A 16,839-nucleotide genomic window follows, 5' to 3' on the forward strand; every position below is an offset into this window, starting at 1 on the left:
AGAGTGGTAGGAAAGTAGAGGGGGAAAATCATGACAAAGCTGCAACGTATTCAAAAAGTATTAGTAGCTAACCGTGGAGAAATTGCAATTCGTGTATTCAGGGCCTGTTCAGAACTTGGATTAAACACAGTTGCAATTTATTCAAAAGAGGATAGCGGTTCTTACCATCGCTATAAAGCAGATGAATCTTATTTAGTGGGAGAAGGCAAAAAGCCAATCGATGCTTACCTTGATATTGAGGGTATTATTGAAATTGCGAAAAGCAATCACGTGGATGCAATTCACCCTGGATATGGTTTCTTGTCAGAAAACATCCAATTTGCTAGACGTTGTGAAGAAGAGGGAATTATCTTTATCGGACCAAAAAGTAAACATTTAGATATGTTTGGAGATAAAGTAAAAGCAAGAACACAAGCGCAATTAGCTGATATTCCAGTTATTCCTGGCAGTGATGGGCCTATTAATTCACTAGAAGAAGTTGAAGAGTTTGCTAAGAAGTATGATTACCCTATAATTATTAAAGCTTCCCTTGGTGGTGGCGGCCGTGGTATGCGTATTGTGCGTAGCGGTGAAGAATTAAAAGAGTCTTATGATCGTGCAAAGTCAGAAGCAAAAGCGGCTTTTGGTAACGACGAAGTCTACGTTGAAAAATTTGTTGAAAAACCTAAACATATAGAAGTCCAAATACTGGCAGATGAACAAGGAAATGTTGTGCATTTATATGAGCGTGATTGTTCTGTACAACGTCGTCATCAAAAAGTAGTTGAAATTGCACCAAGTGTATCACTTTCAGATGATCTTCGTCATCGTATTTGTGAAGCAGCGGTGAAATTAACGAAAAATGTAAATTATTTAAATGCTGGTACAGTTGAATTCCTTGTAAAAGGTAATGATTTTTATTTCATCGAAGTAAACCCACGTGTTCAAGTAGAACATACTATTACAGAGATGATTACAGGGATTGATATTGTTCAGTCACAAATTTTAATTGCAGATGGACATGCCTTACATAGTCCAATGGTAAGCATACCAAAACAAGAGGAGATTATTGTACATGGTTATGCGATCCAATCTCGTGTAACGACAGAAGATCCACTTAATAACTTTATGCCTGATACAGGAAAAATTATGGCGTATCGCTCTGGTGGCGGTTTTGGTGTTCGTCTTGACACAGGGAACAGCTTCCAAGGTGCAGTTATTACACCGTACTATGATTCTTTACTTGTAAAGGTAACAACTTGGGCACTTACATTTGAACAAGCCGCTGCGAAAATGGAGCGTAACTTAAAAGAATTCCGTATTCGAGGTATTAAAACAAATATTCCATTCTTAGAGAATGTGGTAAAACATAAAAACTTTTTATCAGGGGAATATGATACATCATTTATTGATGCATCACCTGAACTATTCGTATTCCCAAAACGTAAAGACCGTGGTACAAAAATGTTAAGTTATATCGGTACAGTAACGGTAAATGGTTTCCCGGGAGTAGGGAAGAAAGAAAAGCCAATTTTCCCAGATGCACGTATACCAAATGTGAAGCACTATGAGCCAATTCAAAGTGGAACGAAACAAATTTTAAACGAGCGCGGTGCAGATGGATTAGTAAAATGGGTACAAGATCAAAAGCGTGTACTTTTAACAGATACAACATTCCGTGATGCGCATCAATCATTACTTGCAACACGTATTCGTACAAAAGATTTAAATCAAATTGCTGAACCAACAGCTAGAATGTTACCAAACTTATTCTCAGCGGAAATGTGGGGCGGTGCAACGTTTGATGTTGCATATCGTTTCTTAAAAGAAGATCCATGGGAACGCTTATTAGAACTTCGTGAAAGAATGCCAAATGTTTTATTCCAAATGCTTCTTCGTTCATCGAATGCAGTTGGTTATAAAAACTATCCAGATAATTTAATTCAAAAATTTGTGGAATGTTCAGCACAAGCTGGTATTGATGTATTCCGTATTTTTGATAGCTTAAACTGGGTGGAAGGTATGAGAGTTGCAATTGATGCGGTAAGAGATAGTGGTAAGATTGCAGAAGCGACAATGTGTTATACAGGGGATATTCATGACCCAATGCGTAGTAAATATGATTTGAATTACTATAAAAACTTAGCGAAAGAATTAGAAGCATCAGGGGCACATATTTTAGGTATTAAAGATATGGCTGGCTTGTTAAAACCAAATGCAGCGTACGATTTAGTTTCTGCGTTAAAAGAAACGGTATCGATTCCGATTCACCTTCATACGCATGATACAAGTGGAAATGGTGTTTTAACGTATACGAAAGCAATTGAAGCGGGTGTTGATATTGTAGATGTAGCGGTAAGCTCAATGGCAGGATTAACATCACAACCAAGTGCGAATACACTATACTATGCGTTAGGTGGAAATGAAAGACAACCAGATGTTGATGTAAATTCATTAGAAAAACTTTCACATTACTGGGAAGATGTTCGTAAATATTATGCCTCATTTGAAAGCGGCATGAATGCTCCTCATACAGAGGTGTACATGCATGAAATGCCAGGTGGACAATATAGTAATCTTCAACAACAAGCGAAAGCAGTTGGATTGGGAGATCGATTTGATGAAGTAAAAGTGATGTATCGCCGTGTAAATGATATGTTTGGTGATATTGTAAAAGTAACTCCATCATCAAAAGTTGTTGGTGATATGGCATTGTTTATGGTTCAAAATCACTTGACAGAACAAGATATTTTTGAACGAGGACAGTCTTTGGACTTCCCAGGTTCGGTTGTTGAAATGTTCTCTGGTGATCTTGGACAACCATATGGTGGCTTCCCAAAAGAATTACAAAAAATCATTTTAAAAGGGAAAGAGCCGTTAACAGTAAGACCGGGAGAATTGTTAGAACCAATAGATTTCAATGCTTTAAAAGAAGAGCTATTCCATAAACTTGGACGTGAAGTAACAATCTTTGATGTAGTTGCATATGCATTGTATCCAAAAGTGTTTATGGATTATGAAAAAGTTGCTGGCCTTTATGGAAATGTGTCTGTGCTTGATACACCGACATTCTTCTATGGTATGAGACTTGGTGAAGAAATTGATGTGGAAATTGAACGTGGTAAAACATTGATGGTTAAATTAGTATCAATTGGAGAACCGCAGCCAGATGGAACACGTGTACTTTACTTTGAATTTAACGGACAACCTCGTGAAATTGTTGTGAAAGATGAAAGTATTAAAGCAACAGTTGCACAGCGTGTGAAAGGGAATCGTGAGAACCCAAATCATATTAGTGCTACAATGCCAGGAACTGTTATTAAAGTCGTTGTGAATGAAGGCGATGAAGTGAAAAAAGGTGATTCCATGGCCATTACAGAAGCAATGAAAATGGAGACAACAGTTCAAGCGCCATTCAACGGTAAAGTGAAGAAAGTATATGTAAAAGATGGCGATGCTATTCAAACAGGTGATTTATTAATCGAACTAGATCAATAATTGTAAAAAAAGAGCTGCTGAAAAGCAGCTCTTTTTTAGTGCCCGTAAAAACTTGATTGGTGAGGACAGACCCCTCACTAGTGAAAGTGTCACTTTATATAAAAATAATAACTTGCCATAGTGGCAAGTTATTAAAATGATTGTTTCTTTTACGCTGTAGTTGATTCGTGTGTGTCTTGTGCGTTTGCTTTGCTTCTTGTACCTAACATAACTAAATAACATAATACGGCAAAGAGGCAAGAGATAAAGAGTGAGTGTAACAGTGCCATTGATAAGCTTGCATCTGTATATATAACTAAAACACCAACAATTGCTTGAAGGGTAACGAGAATAAATGAAATAATCCATCCCCAATATATAACTCGTTGTTGTTTATAATGACGAATAGCAATAATCATGGCATATAGAATCCAAGCAAATATCAACATGGCTGCAACCCTGTGCCCCATTTGAACCCATTCGTGTAACTGGGTAGGCCATGGTCTATTTTTACTACAAAGTGGGAAGTCTGGACATGCTAAACTTGCACGTTCATGACGTACCAGCGCTCCTGTATAGACGACAATATAGCTGTAAATTGTTACACCATAAATATGAAATTTCATTTTTTTGTCCATAATGAGAGATCGTGCATCGAATTTTTTATCAATCTCAAAAATAAGACATGTTAGTAAAATGACAGAAGCAAATGAAATTAAGGAAATACCAAAATGAATAGCGAGTACAGCAGGGACTTGTCCCCATACAACTGCGGCTGCTCCCATTAGTGCTTGTGCAACTAAAAAGACGAAAGATAAAATAGCTAGTGTTTTTGTTTCACGTACATGTTTATAGTATTTCCAGGCTAAGATACACAGAAGTGTAACGAGAATTCCTGCGGATCCTGATGTTAAGCGGTGACTTAGTTCAATAATCGTTTCCATTGATAGATTAGAGGGAACGAGTTCACCATTACAAAGTGGCCATGATTTACCGCAACCTTGACCTGAACCTGTTTTTGTAACCAAAGCCCCTCCTAATAAAACCCCTAGTAAATCAAGGCTTGTAATGACTGCTAACCATTTAATAAAGCGTTGCAATCTGTTTCACCATCTTTCTGTTATGAAGTTATTGCGAAATATTTTCATTCCATCAATTTTATAGAACAAAATGCGCTACAGTCCTATGATATATAAAAAATAATAAAATAGCAAAGAAATGAAGAAGGGGGATAAAGTTCTTTAAATAAGAAAAAAATGGAATTTAAATTACATTTTTTAGGTAAAAATACTTCTATTATGAAAAGAAATAGGGAGAATATATGCTAAATATGACAAAATAGTTTATTATAGAAGGTAACCTCATGTTATGATAGGAAGTAATAGGAGAAACTTTTTTGTTATTCGACACAAAAAGTTCATGTTTTCTTCACAAAATGTTCGGGAAATATGATTTAATATATTCGAGTATGAGCGTAGATTAGTAGTAGAGTGAGAAAACAACATTTCTACTGTAATAATATTGCTATATAGAAGCGTATTACTTTTGTAAAGTAAAGACGCGAAAGAAGGATGAAAGTTTTAAGAGGGGGTTGAAATGATGAACCATGCAACAAGTGAGCTGCATGATGAGTCAGCTGTAACAGATGTACCGGAAACAACACGTGTACAAGATTTATTAGCGCTCGTTAAGATGGGGATTGTAAACTCAAATACACTTACTGTGTTTACAGGATTTTGGTTGGCTTTACACTTTAATGGATTAAATGCTGTGAACCACTTGGATAAAATGTTCTTTACAATTGTCGGTTCTGCATTAATTATGGCGGGGGCATGTAGCTTAAATAACTATATTGATCGAGATATCGATCATTTAATGGAACGGACAAAAAACCGTCCGACAGTAACTGGAAAATATAAACCTGGGTTTGTGCTAACGTTAGGCATTGCACTATTGCTTCTTGGATTTGTATTCTTGCTACTTACAACACCAATGGCAGCATTTATTGGTTTCGTGGGTGCTTTCACATATGTTGTTTTGTATTCATTATGGACAAAACGAGCATATACACTAAATACAGTAGTAGGTAGTGTATCTGGAGCAGTTCCACCTTTAATTGGCTGGGCAGCAATTGATTCTAGTTTAGATCATCCAATCGCTTGGATGCTATTTTTAATTATGTTTATTTGGCAAATCCCACATTTCCTCGCACTTGCGATGAAACGTGTTGATGAATATCGAAATGCAGGCATTCCAATGCTTCCTGTTGTACATGGATTTGATATTACAAAACGTCAAATCATGATTTGGACAGTATGTTTATTACCACTACCATTTTATATGAGTGGACTTGGAGTAACATTCATGGTAATTGCAACACTGCTTAACATCGGATGGATCGTATTAGGATTCTATGGCTTCCGTAAGAAAGATGACATCAAATGGTCCGTGCAAATGTTTGTCTACTCCTTGAATTACTTGACAATCTTATTTGTGTCAATGATTGTAGTTACATTCTTCTAAGACAACGACATGAGTGGATTTCTTTACGTTGAGATTTACTTTACTTACTATAAATAAAGTACAATCTAATTCACAAAGAAAGTGGGGGTTGTTTGTATGAAGAAACGGTGGCGACTGCTTTCATTCGTTTCACTGCTGGCTTTACTGTTAGGGGGATGCGGTAAAGCCTTCCAATCTACTTTAATTCCGCAAGGTGAAGTAGCAAAAATGCAATATGATTTACTCTTGTTAGCAAGTGCAATTATGGTAGGTGTAGTACTTGTAGTTACTATTATTTTCTTGTATGTAATTGTGCGTTTCCGGCAAAAGAAAGGGCAGGAAGATTATATCCCGAAGCAAGTTGAAGGAAATCACAAGCTAGAGATTATATGGACAGTCATTCCAATTATCCTTTTACTGATATTGGCTGTTCCAACTGTTACATATACATTCAAACTTGCTGATGTAAGTGCGATGGAGAAAAAGAATATTGATAAAGATACAATCGTTGTTGATGTAACAGCGAATCTTTATTGGTGGGAATTTTCTTATAAATCAGAAAAGGTAGTAACTTCGCAAGATTTAGTTATCCCCACAGGAAAGAAAGTATATTTGAATTTGAAAGGTGCCGACATTAAACATTCATTTTGGGTTCCATCTTTAGCTGGAAAAATGGATACGAATACAGATAATGTCAACAAAATGTGGCTAAAAGCAGATAAATCAGGCACTTATAATGGTTTTTGTACTGAATTTTGTGGCCCATCACATTCTTTAATGCAATTTAAAGTGAAAGCTGTTGATGAAAGCGAGTACAAAGCTTGGATTGCTGATATGAAGAAGATTGATGGTAAGAAGGAAGTAGCTTCTACAAAAGAACAAGAAGGCAAGGAAATATTTGACAAAAGTTGTATTGGTTGTCATGCAGTTGGATCAAATGATAGTAGACCACCTTCTGCACGTATCGCACCAAACCTAGCAAACTTTGCTGATCGCGATATGGTTGCCGGCATTGCTGAAAATAATGAAGAAAACCTAAAAAAATGGCTAAAGGATCCTGAAAATATGAAGCCAGGAAATAAAATGACTGGTAAGTATGGCAACTTAACGGATGAACAAGTAGATGCATTAAATGCATATTTGCAAACGTTAAAAGTTGAGAAGTAAAGAGGGATTATTTGCGAAGGGGAGGTTGAAAACGTGAGTTCTGTAGCAAAAAGACAGGGGATGGGTGCTGTTATATGGGATTATTTAACGACAGTAGACCATAAAAAAATTGCCATTCTCTATTTAATTGCAGGTGGGTTGTTTTTTATCATTGGCGGAATAGAAGCACTATTTATCCGTCTTCAATTAGCAATTCCAAATAATGCATTTCTTGTTGGAGATGCGTATAACCAAGTATTAACGATGCACGGCACAACAATGATTTTCCTCGCAGCTATGCCGCTTGTATTTGCATTTATGAATGCTGCTGTGCCACTTCAAATTGGGGCACGGGATGTGGCGTTTCCATTTTTAAATTCACTTGGATTTTGGTTGTTTTTCTTCGGTGGAGTATTTTTAAACTTAAGTTGGTTTTTAGGAGGAGCACCTGATGCAGGGTGGACATCTTATGCATCGTTATCCCTTGCTTCTAAAGGACATGGTATTGACTTTTATGTATTAGGATTACAAATATCAGGTATAGGCACACTGATCGGTGGTATTAACTTTCTTGTCACAATTATTAATATGCGTGCACCTGGAATGACATATATGCGTATGCCGATGTTTACATGGACAACATTTGTAACTTCTTCACTTATTTTATTTGCTTTCCCGCCATTAACGGTGGGATTGGCACTACTTATGTTAGATCGCTTATTTGGTACAAGTTTCTTTAATCCAGCTTTAGGAGGAAATACGATTATATGGGAGCATTTATTCTGGATCTTCGGTCACCCAGAAGTGTATATTCTTATACTCCCAGCTTTCGGAATATTCTCGGAAATCTTCGCTACATTTTCTAAAAAACGATTATTTGGTTACTCATCTATGGTATTTGCAACAGTGTTAATTGGATTTTTAGGATTTATGGTGTGGGCGCATCACATGTTCACAGTTGGTCTTGGTCCTGTTGCGAATGCTATTTTTTCAGTTGCAACAATGGCAATTGCAGTTCCGACCGGTATTAAAATCTTTAACTGGCTCTTTACAATGTGGGGCGGGAGTATCAGGTTTACAACGCCAATGATGTGGGCTGTTGCTTTTATTCCATCATTCGTAATGGGTGGTGTAACAGGAGTCATGCTTGCCTCGGCTCCGGCTGACTATCAATTCCACGATAACTATTTTGTTGTGGCGCATTTTCACTACGTAATCGTTGGTGGGGTTGTGTTCGGATTATTAGCAGGTGCACATTATTATTGGCCGCTTATGTTTAACAGAGTATTAAATGAGACGCTAGGGAAAATTACATTTTGGTTGTTCTTTATTGGATTCCATTTAACGTTCTTTATCCAGCATTTCCTTGGTTTAATAGGTATGCCGCGTCGTTACTATACGTATTTACCAGGTCAAGGATTAGAGATGGGAAACTTAATTAGTTCGATTGGTGCTATATTTATGGGACTTGGAACGATTGTTCTATTATTCAATGTTGTGAAAACATCGTTATCTAAAGAAAAAGCTGGCCGTGATCCATGGGATGCTCGTACATTAGAATGGACAATGCCAGCTCCAACACCAGAATATAATTTTAAGCAATTACCATTCGTTCGAGGATTAGATCCGTTCTGGATTGAGAAACGTGAAGGGAATAAAGAAATGACACCAGCAGAGCCTGTGAGTGACATTCATATGCCGAATCCTTCATTTTCACCATTTGTTATATCCCTTGGTTTGTTTATAGCAGCATTTGGCGCAATGTATATGCAAGGTGGAAAAGATAAATTCTGGTTATTAGTTGCAATTATTGGGCTTATCATTACGTTCGGTGCAATGTTCTTGAGATCGATAATTGATGATCATGGGTATCATATTCATAAAGAAGATTTAGATGATAAGGGGGGCAAGGCGTAATGCATGTGGAGGAAAAATTAACGAATGAAACATTTCCAGCAGAGCCTGAAAAAGCAACCCTAGAGGGGAAAAATAAGTTTGTGGGATTTTGGCTGTTTCTTGGAGGCGAAACTGTATTGTTCGCTTCCTTGTTCGGCACATATTTAGCATTAAAGAATTCTACAAACGGCGGCCCCACTTCTCAAGAAATGTTTCAAATGCCACTTGTCTTTATTATGACGATGCTTCTGCTAACGAGTAGTTTAACAAGTGTGTATGCGATGTATCATATGAAGAACTTTAACTTTAAGCAGATGCAGTTTTGGTTAATTGTTACGGTACTATTAGGATTAGGATTTTTAGGGTTTGAGATTTATGAATTTTATCATTATACACATGAATTCAAACATACGATGAGAAGTAGTGCATTTGGTTCAGCATTTTACGCGCTTGTTGGAACTCATGGATTACACGTATTGTTCGGATTGTTATGGATCTTAACATTAGTTTTTCGGAATGCAAAGCGGGGGCTGAATTTATATAATGCCCCAAAGTTTTACGTTGCATCTATTTACTGGCACTTTATTGATGTAGTTTGGGTGTTTATTTTCACTGTAGTATACTTGATGGGAATGGTGGGATAAACAATGGCGATAAAGCAAACAAACACAAGTAACTCAAAGGTAGATCTCGTTTATCGTAGAAAAAAAAGTGCAGAGGAAATGAGACATCAAGTAATTACATTTGGTTTAATGATTTTCTTAACGATTGTAGCTTTTGTGGCAGTCGCTTATCCGAAAACATTTAGCCCTCTTTTCTCTGTACCATTTATTTTATTGTTAGCTGTCGTGCAAGTTATATTTCAATTATATTATTTCATGCATATGAGTCATAAAGGACATGAAGCAGCAGCCTTTTTCTTATATTCAGGGTTATTAGTAGGGTTATTAACCATTTTAGCTTTTATGACGATTGTCTGGGTTTAAAAAGTAAAGGATAGGGAGCTTGAAGTTATCTTCGCTCCCTTTTTCCTATGAGGGTAAGGAGTTCGTTTTGAAAGGGTGGGTGTGAAAATGAGCAACTTATGGATATTTGGTTTTCAAGCTTTATGGAGCCCGATCTTTTTACTGTTTATGGTCTCTATCCTGATCTGCTACTTTCTTATTATTGGACCATATAGGAATCAATTTGAAAATGCAGAAAAGGTAAACAAAAAACAGATATTTTATTTTACAGCAGGGATAGTCCTTCTATATATTGTGAAGGGTGGACCTGTAGATTTACTTGGACATATTATATTCAGTGCACATATGTTTGAAATGGCTGTGATGTATATCGCAGTACCTCCGCTATTACTATTAGGAATACCGATTTGGCTGTATCAATATATTACATCCTTTAAGGTTGTTCAAATTATATTAATGTTATTTACAAAACCGCTTATTGCGCTGTTTGTATTCAATGGTTTATTTTCTTTTTATCATTTACCAGCAGTCTTTGATACTGTAAAACAAAGTCAAATTGCACATCCTATCTTCCTTGCTGTTCTATTTTTTACAGCGATCATGATGTGGTGGCCAATGCTAAATCCATTACCACAGTATCAAACATTAAGTGAAATAAAGAAAATAGGATATATGTTTGCGAATGGTGTATTATTAACGCCTGCTTGCGCATTGATCATATTTGCTAGTGAATCATTGTTTGCTACATATACGGATCCAAGTGCATGGATGAAAGCGATGGAGCTTTGTGTGCCTGCAGGGACACTAACCGACTTAAATATAACCGGACCGGAATTTTTACATTGGATGCCAATTGTACAAGATCAACAAACAGGTGGTATCATTATGAAAATTGTCCAGGAAATAGTGTACGGTATGATTATTGGGTATGTATTTTTTAAATGGGCACGTAGAGAGCGCAAAAAAGATGAGGAGCAACTACAGGCAGTGCCTCCTTATTTGCAAACGAAATAAAAAGGTGCATAAGCATATGCCTTTTTTGGTGTATAGAATGGATTGTAATTCAATTGATAATGGTAAAAGAAGGGATTTTTAATGTGGTTGTGGTATCTAATATAGGGGTTGATTTAAAAGTTATATTGTTAAAGGCGTACAATGGTTCGCTACTCGTTTTATTGAGGTGCATTTTTAAAGTTTAATTTTAGGTTTGAATAGAGAGGTATATAATATGCTTTCTTTATTAAACATAAATTATTTTTAAGGGGGACTTTAAATGGGCAGTAGTGGAAGTATGGTAAAGCCAATCAGTGGTTTTTTAACAGCCTTGATTCAATATCCGGTACCAGTAGTGGAGTCACGAGCAGATATCGATAAACAAATTAATCAGATTATTAAAACGATTCATTCAACCAAGGCTGGTTACCCAGGTTTAGAATTAATAGTGTTTCCGGAGTATAGTACACAGGGACTTAATACAAAGAAATGGACAACAGAAGAATTTTTATGTACTGTACCTGGACCAGAAACAGATTTATTTGCTGAAGCGTGTAAAGAAGCAGGGTTGTACGGTGTGTTTTCGATAATGGAAAAAAATCCAGATGGTGGGGAACCATACAATACAGCAATTATTATTGATCCACAAGGTGAGATGATTTTGAAATATCGAAAACTGAATCCTTGGGTGCCTGTTGAACCGTGGAAAGCAGGAGACTTAGGGCTACCTGTTTGTGAGGGACCTGGGGGAAGTAAGTTAGCAGTTTGTATTTGTCATGATGGCATGTTTCCTGAAGTTGCTCGTGAGGCTGCCTATAAAGGTGCCAATGTTTTAATCCGCATTTCTGGTTATAGTACACAGGTGAGTGAGCAATGGATGTTAACGAATCGTTCGAATGCATGGCAAAATTTGATGTATACACTATCGGTAAACTTAGCAGGATATGATGGCGTGTTTTATTATTTTGGCGAAGGACAAGTATGTAATTTTGATGGGACTACATTAGTACAAGGGCATCGAAATCCTTGGGAGATTGTTACTGCAGAAGTGTATCCAGAATTAGCAGATCAAGCTAGATTAGGATGGGGGCTTGAAAATAATATTTACAATTTAGGTTCTAGAGGTTATGTAGCTACTCCAGGCGGTGTCAAAGAAAATCCATATACATTTGTAAAAGACTTAGCTGAAGGCAAGTATAAAGTTCCGTGGGAAGATGATATTAAAGTAAAGGATGGTTCTATTTATGGCTATCCAGTTAAAAAGACAATTCATTCTTAATTTGTAAATAAAACAGGCGTGTCCATATGGATACGCCTGTTTTATTTACTCGATAACTTGAAATTCCTTCAATTCTTTTTCAATGTTTTGCAGAAGTTGTTCGCTTTTTTGGATTACGTTTGTAGGAAAAACTTCATTCTCACCATACTCAACACCATGTGGATAATAATGTTTTCCTAGCAATGGTGAAAGTAATTTAACTTGTGCATGTCGTCCTCCGATTTCCCCTTCCACCGCAAAGCCTTGTATTCGTAAATAATATACATCCTTCAATATTTCAAATTTATAGTCATATGTAACTCGCTCATAATCCCACTGTCCAGCAAGTACAAAATGCTGATTTTGCATAACTTCCGTGAGCAGTGTAAAATCAATAATCGCACCTATAAGTTTTGAATCTGTAAATTGCATGGAATCCCTCCCTATTTTTATTTGAAAACCTTTAATTTTATAATAGTATGAATAATAAGAAATCGCAATTCATATTGAGAGAAAAGGGAGAATCACGGCTTTTTTCATAAAAATATGATATAGTGAAAATAGTATGGTACACACAAAAGTGAAGATAGATATTTGTGTATATCTCAATTTTATGTTTGACCAGGAGGTATATTGTTTGAAGAAATTATTACGTATCGTAATGATTACGGTTTTTATTTTAGCAATTGATTTATACGGGAAATTACTCGTTTCGCAATATATATTACAGCCATCTCATTCTAAACAGGAACATAAGATTGTTAAGAAAAAGAAACAGATAAATGAAGGGTTTCCGGAGACGATCTCCCAATTAATAGGAGGAGATTCGGAAAATTTGTTAGCAAAATGGGGTGAACCAGCTCGAATCGAACCTTCTGCGTATGGTTACGAATGGTGGATTTATAATCAAGATTTATCGCAATATGTACAGTTTGGTGTTGCAGAACATAAAATTGTAACAGCTTATGCTGCTGGTGATCAAGTGAATGTGGCTCCATTTCGTATGAATGAAAGATATGAAGATGTCTATAAAAAAAATCCATTCTCACATGAAATTTCTTTGAAAAAAGGAAGGAACAGTTATCAATTTGAATTATCTGATAATGAAATTGCAGAACAACCGCTTGTTTCGATAGAAGAAGATGGTTGGGCACAGTTATATTTTGACCGATTCACACATGAACTTGTTGGAATTCGGTATATGGATGATGAGATATTGCTTCGACAAAGACCGTATCAGCTTGTTTATTCTGGAGAGTTAGCGGCAGTGCAGCCAACCACTCCAGAAAAAATGACACAAATAGAACATGGGAATATGCAACAAATTCTAGATCTGACTAATATTATTCGTAGTCGTCATCAATTGCCATTATTAACATGGGATCAACAAACAGCTGAAGTGGCTTTTGGGCATAGTAAAGATATGAAAGAAAATAATTATTTTTCACATGATTCACCGAAATTTGGGACTTTAGGAGATCGATTACAACGAGGTCAAGTTGCATTTCAACTTGCAGGTGAAAATATAGCAGCGCAGCATACTGATGGGATCGCTGCAGTACAAGGTTGGCTGAACAGTGAAGGACATCGGAAAAACTTGTTAAATGAACAATTTACTGGACTAGGTGTTGGAGTCTTTGATAAATTTTATACTCAAAATTTCATTAGAAAATAGGGGAAGGTGCATGAATCGTTTAAAAATAGGCGAACCATGCGCCTTTTTTTTCTTACAATGATAGTAGATATATCTGAAGAGGTGAGGATTATGACAAAAACAAAAGGACCGTTACATCCTTCTGTTCAACAATTTAAAGCGTTTGTAAACCATCACCCTAAAATGGTTCATGAAGTTCGAAATGGTCAAAAAACATGGCAACAATTTTATGAGGAATGGTATTTACTTGGGGAGCAAGATGAAATGTGGAAGGTCTATAAAGCAGACGGAGAAGTGATTTCTTCTCCAGCACAAGAAAATAATGATGAAAAAGCTGCCGATTTGATGGGGCAAATGCTTTCTTTTTTAAAAAAATTAGATGCAGAGCAAATGCAACAACATCTGGCTAATGTAACGAGTGCGATTGGGAGTGTGCAACAGGTCATTAAGCAATTTCAAGGGAATCGTACACGACCTGAGCAAAGAACTTCTGAAAATAATCCATTTTTCTTTCGAAAAGATTAGGAGGAAAAAGAGGATGAGGGCAGAGCTTATGGAATTTATAAAAGCTGATAAAGATTTAGAGCGTTATATTCGTGAACAACCCCATTGGTATCGGAAATTATCTCGTAGTCCGGAGGAGAAGGAGGCATTTGAATTAGCTGCCTTACAGTATTATAAAAAGACAATCCCAGATAAAGTTGCAAAATTTCAAAATCAATTGGCGGTTGCTTCTATTATGATTGACATGTTTCAATATATGAAGCAGCAAAATGCAACGTAATTGGAAGGAAAAACTATGTCCGTCATGCGAAACTTTTGTTACAATAGAAACGGATTATTGAAAAAAGGAGTTATAACATGACGGAAATTTGTTTAGTACGACATGGACAAACTGATTGGAATTTTCAAGAGATTATTCAAGGGCGTGAAGACATTCCGCTTAATGAAGTTGGGAAAAAGCAAGCAAGTCAAAGTGCAGCTGCGTTAAAATTGGAAACGTGGGATGTGATTATTAGCAGTCCCTTAATTAGAGCACAGGAAACAGCACGGGCAATTAGTGGGGCTGTTGGAATACATTCTATTCTTCTTGATGAGCGATTTGTTGAACGGAATTTTGGGGAGGCTTCAGGAAAACCAGTTCCTACAGTTAGAGAACTTATTGCAGAGGGAAATGTAGAAGGTATGGAGACAGATGAAGAGATTGTAAATCGCTGCTTTGCTGCATTGCAAGATGTTGCACAAGTACATGCAGGTAAGCGCATTATTATTGTTGCACATTCACATGCGATAAAAGCAATTTTACACGCGATCTTACCTGATGAAATTACATTTAAAACTCCATTGAAAAATGCGTGCATTAGTTATGTAAAAGAGGAGAATGGAAGCTGGGACGTACTACGATATAATATCGCGGAGCATATTTGTGTATAAGAAATTATAATGGCTAAGTGTTTTCAGTGATAGAACTTTTTACTTTATATGCAGATGTGATACTCAAATTAGTAGTTCTGTTCTAAATGTGTTATGATGGTTACTCGGAGGTGTCTCTCATGATTGTAGCGACGCTTGAAAGCGTAATGATATTAGACGAGGCAGAGCAGCTTGCAAAAGCGATTGTCTGTTCAGATATAGCAGAGAGTTATCGTGAATGTTATAAGGCGTTACAGGAAGATTTGGAGGCTCAAACATTAATTGGCCAATTTACAGTAATGAAAGAGCGATATGAAGAAGTGCAACGCTTTGGAAAATACCATCCTGATTATACTTTCGTTTCGAAAAATATGCGAGAATTAAAACGTTCTGTAGATTTGCATGAAAAGGTATCTGCTTTTAAAAAAGCAGAAAATGCTTTGCAAAAACTATTAGATGAAGTCAGTGTAGCGATTGGTTCTGAAGTATCATCTGCTATTAAAGTTCCTACTGGAAATCCGTTTTTTGATGCAGGTGGATGCGGAGGCGGTTGTGGCTCTGGTGGAAGTTGTGGTTGTAAAAAGACGGGGTGATATGCCCCGTTTTTTAGAATATGGAAGAAACCGTATACAGAACTTGTTCTATAACGTACTATAATTTCACAAATTTCTGATTGATGTTTATAAGATACAAGAATATGAGTATATAAAAGGAGAAGATGGAGAAGATTATGTTCGGGCAACGACAAAGTATGATTGTTTATTTACATTCATTGAAACATGCCAAGATTTTAAGGAAATATGGTAATATTCATTACATATCAAAGCGTTTGAAATATGCAGTCGTATATTGTGATATGGAACAAATAGAGCATATGATGCAAAAACTAAATAAACTTCCTTTTGTGAAAAAAATTGAGCAATCATATCGTCCATTTCTTAAAACGGAATTTGAAAATTCACGTCCGGATCGCGCGAAAGAATACGACTATAGTTAAAGAGAAAGACCCCCACTAATTTGGTGGGGGTTTTTTATGTTAATAAAAATACAATGAGTATAAAGTGAAACTTCCATCAGTGGGGGGACTGCCTATAAATAGCGAGATGAAAATTGCTACTGCATTGGAGGAATGAAATGATTCATTCGTAAAATGCCGATAAGGTGATTAAAATATAATTCTTTTTCCGGGAAAATTGTAGATGGTTTTACTGTAAAAGAAGTAACGTTTTTCCCGATTTGTTCAGCCGTTTCTTCGAATAAAATGATTCGTTTACTTTTTATATCTTCAAGTATAGGAATCCCTTCGCGGCATATGTATAGCGGTTGGAAGTCACCAACCTTTGTTGGTTTAAGAACAACAACAAGTGAGCATACTTTTTTATCATTTTTTAAGGTTTCAAATTGTAACATATGTGACACACGATCTTTATTTGTGTGTGCAATCTCAAGTAATTCATATAAATCGGAGTAGCCTTCTCCTAGTTCAATAAAACGTTGAATCATATTATTTCCTCCTCTTTCTTTTACTGTATCATTTCATTTTTAAAATGAAAAGC

At 36.3% G+C, this 16,839-nt stretch carries 17 protein-coding genes; 14 read left to right on the top strand and 3 right to left on the bottom strand.

Annotated elements, in window-relative coordinates:
* Positions 1–30 precede the first annotated feature (30 nt).
* A complete protein-coding gene (gene pyc / locus Y7E_RS0110055) occupies positions 31–3,477 on the top strand; it encodes a pyruvate carboxylase (protein ID WP_017151141.1) in 3,447 nt (1,148 codons plus the stop codon).
* A 149-nt stretch (positions 3,478–3,626) separates the two neighbouring features.
* Here pyc and Y7E_RS0110060 read toward each other — a convergent pair whose 3' ends face one another.
* Positions 3,627–4,556 carry a COX15/CtaA family protein gene (locus Y7E_RS0110060; protein ID WP_017151142.1) on the bottom strand — a complete coding sequence of 310 codons (930 nt, stop codon included), beginning with the start codon at positions 4,554–4,556 and terminating at the stop codon, positions 3,627–3,629.
* Positions 4,557–5,055: 499 nt separating this feature from the next.
* Here Y7E_RS0110060 and cyoE point away from each other — a divergent pair, with 499 nt between their 5' ends.
* From cyoE to Y7E_RS0110095, 7 genes are all read left to right on the top strand, one after another.
* On the top strand, positions 5,056–5,979 hold the full coding sequence (cyoE, locus tag Y7E_RS0110065) for a heme o synthase (RefSeq protein WP_017151143.1): 924 nt from the start codon (positions 5,056–5,058) through the stop codon (positions 5,977–5,979).
* A gap of 96 nt (positions 5,980–6,075) precedes the next feature.
* Complete coding sequence (coxB, locus tag Y7E_RS0110070; RefSeq protein ID WP_017151144.1) at positions 6,076–7,125, top strand: cytochrome c oxidase subunit II; 1,050 nt, start codon at positions 6,076–6,078, stop codon at positions 7,123–7,125.
* A gap of 60 nt (positions 7,126–7,185) precedes the next feature.
* Positions 7,186–9,021, top strand: coding sequence for a cytochrome c oxidase subunit I (ctaD, locus tag Y7E_RS0110075; RefSeq protein WP_193352113.1), 1,836 nt, complete (start codon positions 7,186–7,188; stop codon positions 9,019–9,021).
* On the top strand, positions 9,021–9,644 hold the full coding sequence (gene ctaE / locus Y7E_RS0110080) for a cytochrome c oxidase subunit III (protein WP_017151146.1): 624 nt from the start codon (positions 9,021–9,023) through the stop codon (positions 9,642–9,644). The genes ctaD and ctaE overlap by 1 nt, the downstream gene beginning before the upstream one ends.
* Positions 9,645–9,647: 3 nt before the next feature.
* Positions 9,648–9,986 carry a cytochrome c oxidase subunit IVB gene (gene ctaF / locus Y7E_RS0110085; protein ID WP_017151147.1) on the top strand — a complete coding sequence of 113 codons (339 nt, stop codon included), beginning with the start codon at positions 9,648–9,650 and terminating at the stop codon, positions 9,984–9,986.
* Between the two features lie 87 nt (positions 9,987–10,073).
* Entirely contained in the window at positions 10,074–10,979 is a 906-nt protein-coding gene (ctaG, locus tag Y7E_RS0110090; RefSeq protein ID WP_017151148.1) for a cytochrome c oxidase assembly factor CtaG, read from the top strand.
* A gap of 259 nt (positions 10,980–11,238) precedes the next feature.
* On the top strand, positions 11,239–12,237 hold the full coding sequence (locus tag Y7E_RS0110095) for a formamidase (protein WP_017151149.1): 999 nt from the start codon (positions 11,239–11,241) through the stop codon (positions 12,235–12,237).
* Positions 12,238–12,282: 45 nt separating this feature from the next.
* Here Y7E_RS0110095 and Y7E_RS0110100 read toward each other — a convergent pair whose 3' ends face one another.
* Positions 12,283–12,648 carry a YugN family protein gene (locus tag Y7E_RS0110100; protein ID WP_017151150.1) on the bottom strand — a complete coding sequence of 122 codons (366 nt, stop codon included), beginning with the start codon at positions 12,646–12,648 and terminating at the stop codon, positions 12,283–12,285.
* A 205-nt stretch (positions 12,649–12,853) separates the two neighbouring features.
* Between Y7E_RS0110100 and Y7E_RS0110105 the strand changes: the two genes are divergently transcribed.
* The 6 genes from Y7E_RS0110105 (at position 12,854) to Y7E_RS0110130 (ending at position 16,280) form a co-directional block, all read left to right on the top strand.
* Positions 12,854–13,891 carry a CAP domain-containing protein gene (locus Y7E_RS0110105; protein ID WP_017151151.1) on the top strand — a complete coding sequence of 346 codons (1,038 nt, stop codon included), beginning with the start codon at positions 12,854–12,856 and terminating at the stop codon, positions 13,889–13,891.
* Between the two features lie 90 nt (positions 13,892–13,981).
* Positions 13,982–14,395: a YlbD family protein gene (locus Y7E_RS0110110; RefSeq protein ID WP_017151152.1), complete on the top strand. Its 414-nt coding sequence runs from the start codon at positions 13,982–13,984 to the stop codon at positions 14,393–14,395.
* Between the two features lie 13 nt (positions 14,396–14,408).
* Positions 14,409–14,654 (top strand): YlbE-like family protein, encoded by a 246-nt coding sequence (locus Y7E_RS0110115; RefSeq protein WP_017151153.1) that lies wholly within the window; start codon positions 14,409–14,411, stop codon positions 14,652–14,654.
* A gap of 77 nt (positions 14,655–14,731) precedes the next feature.
* Positions 14,732–15,304 carry a histidine phosphatase family protein gene (locus tag Y7E_RS0110120; RefSeq protein ID WP_017151154.1) on the top strand — a complete coding sequence of 191 codons (573 nt, stop codon included), beginning with the start codon at positions 14,732–14,734 and terminating at the stop codon, positions 15,302–15,304.
* A 119-nt stretch (positions 15,305–15,423) separates the two neighbouring features.
* Entirely contained in the window at positions 15,424–15,876 is a 453-nt protein-coding gene (locus Y7E_RS0110125; protein WP_017151155.1) for a YlbF/YmcA family competence regulator, read from the top strand.
* A 137-nt stretch (positions 15,877–16,013) separates the two neighbouring features.
* Complete coding sequence (locus Y7E_RS0110130; protein ID WP_026049165.1) at positions 16,014–16,280, top strand: YlbG family protein; 267 nt, start codon at positions 16,014–16,016, stop codon at positions 16,278–16,280.
* A 116-nt stretch (positions 16,281–16,396) separates the two neighbouring features.
* Here Y7E_RS0110130 and Y7E_RS0110135 read toward each other — a convergent pair whose 3' ends face one another.
* On the bottom strand, positions 16,397–16,786 hold the full coding sequence (locus Y7E_RS0110135; protein WP_017151156.1) for a DUF7147 family protein: 390 nt from the start codon (positions 16,784–16,786) through the stop codon (positions 16,397–16,399).
* Positions 16,787–16,839 lie beyond the last annotated feature (53 nt).

Origin of the sequence: Bacillus bingmayongensis (genome assembly GCF_000299035.1) — a bacterium.
GTDB classification, from domain to species: Bacteria; Bacillota; Bacilli; order Bacillales; family Bacillaceae_G; genus Bacillus_A; species Bacillus_A bingmayongensis.

Bases quoted from the DNA above. Each gene is read 5' to 3' on its own strand.
- ctaG (WP_017151148.1), top strand. From the start codon at position 10,074: ATGAGCAACTTATGGATATTTGGTTTTCAAGCTTTATGGAGCCCGATC.
- ctaF (WP_017151147.1), top strand. From the start codon at position 9,648: ATGGCGATAAAGCAAACAAACACAAGTAACTCAAAGGTAGATCTCGTT.
- Y7E_RS0110115 (WP_017151153.1), top strand. From the start codon at position 14,409: ATGAGGGCAGAGCTTATGGAATTTATAAAAGCTGATAAAGATTTAGAG.
- Y7E_RS0110125 (WP_017151155.1), top strand. From the start codon at position 15,424: ATGATTGTAGCGACGCTTGAAAGCGTAATGATATTAGACGAGGCAGAG.
- coxB (WP_017151144.1), top strand. From the start codon at position 6,076: ATGAAGAAACGGTGGCGACTGCTTTCATTCGTTTCACTGCTGGCTTTA.
- cyoE (WP_017151143.1), top strand. From the start codon at position 5,056: ATGAACCATGCAACAAGTGAGCTGCATGATGAGTCAGCTGTAACAGAT.
- ctaD (WP_193352113.1), top strand. From the start codon at position 7,186: ATGGGTGCTGTTATATGGGATTATTTAACGACAGTAGACCATAAAAAA.
- Y7E_RS0110100 (WP_017151150.1), bottom strand. From the start codon at position 12,648: ATGCAATTTACAGATTCAAAACTTATAGGTGCGATTATTGATTTTACA.
- Y7E_RS0110095 (WP_017151149.1), top strand. From the start codon at position 11,239: ATGGGCAGTAGTGGAAGTATGGTAAAGCCAATCAGTGGTTTTTTAACA.
- Y7E_RS0110130 (WP_026049165.1), top strand. From the start codon at position 16,014: ATGTTCGGGCAACGACAAAGTATGATTGTTTATTTACATTCATTGAAA.
- Y7E_RS0110120 (WP_017151154.1), top strand. From the start codon at position 14,732: ATGACGGAAATTTGTTTAGTACGACATGGACAAACTGATTGGAATTTT.
- ctaE (WP_017151146.1), top strand. From the start codon at position 9,021: ATGCATGTGGAGGAAAAATTAACGAATGAAACATTTCCAGCAGAGCCT.
- Y7E_RS0110135 (WP_017151156.1), bottom strand. From the start codon at position 16,786: ATGATTCAACGTTTTATTGAACTAGGAGAAGGCTACTCCGATTTATAT.
- pyc (WP_017151141.1), top strand. From the start codon at position 31: ATGACAAAGCTGCAACGTATTCAAAAAGTATTAGTAGCTAACCGTGGA.
- Y7E_RS0110110 (WP_017151152.1), top strand. From the start codon at position 13,982: ATGACAAAAACAAAAGGACCGTTACATCCTTCTGTTCAACAATTTAAA.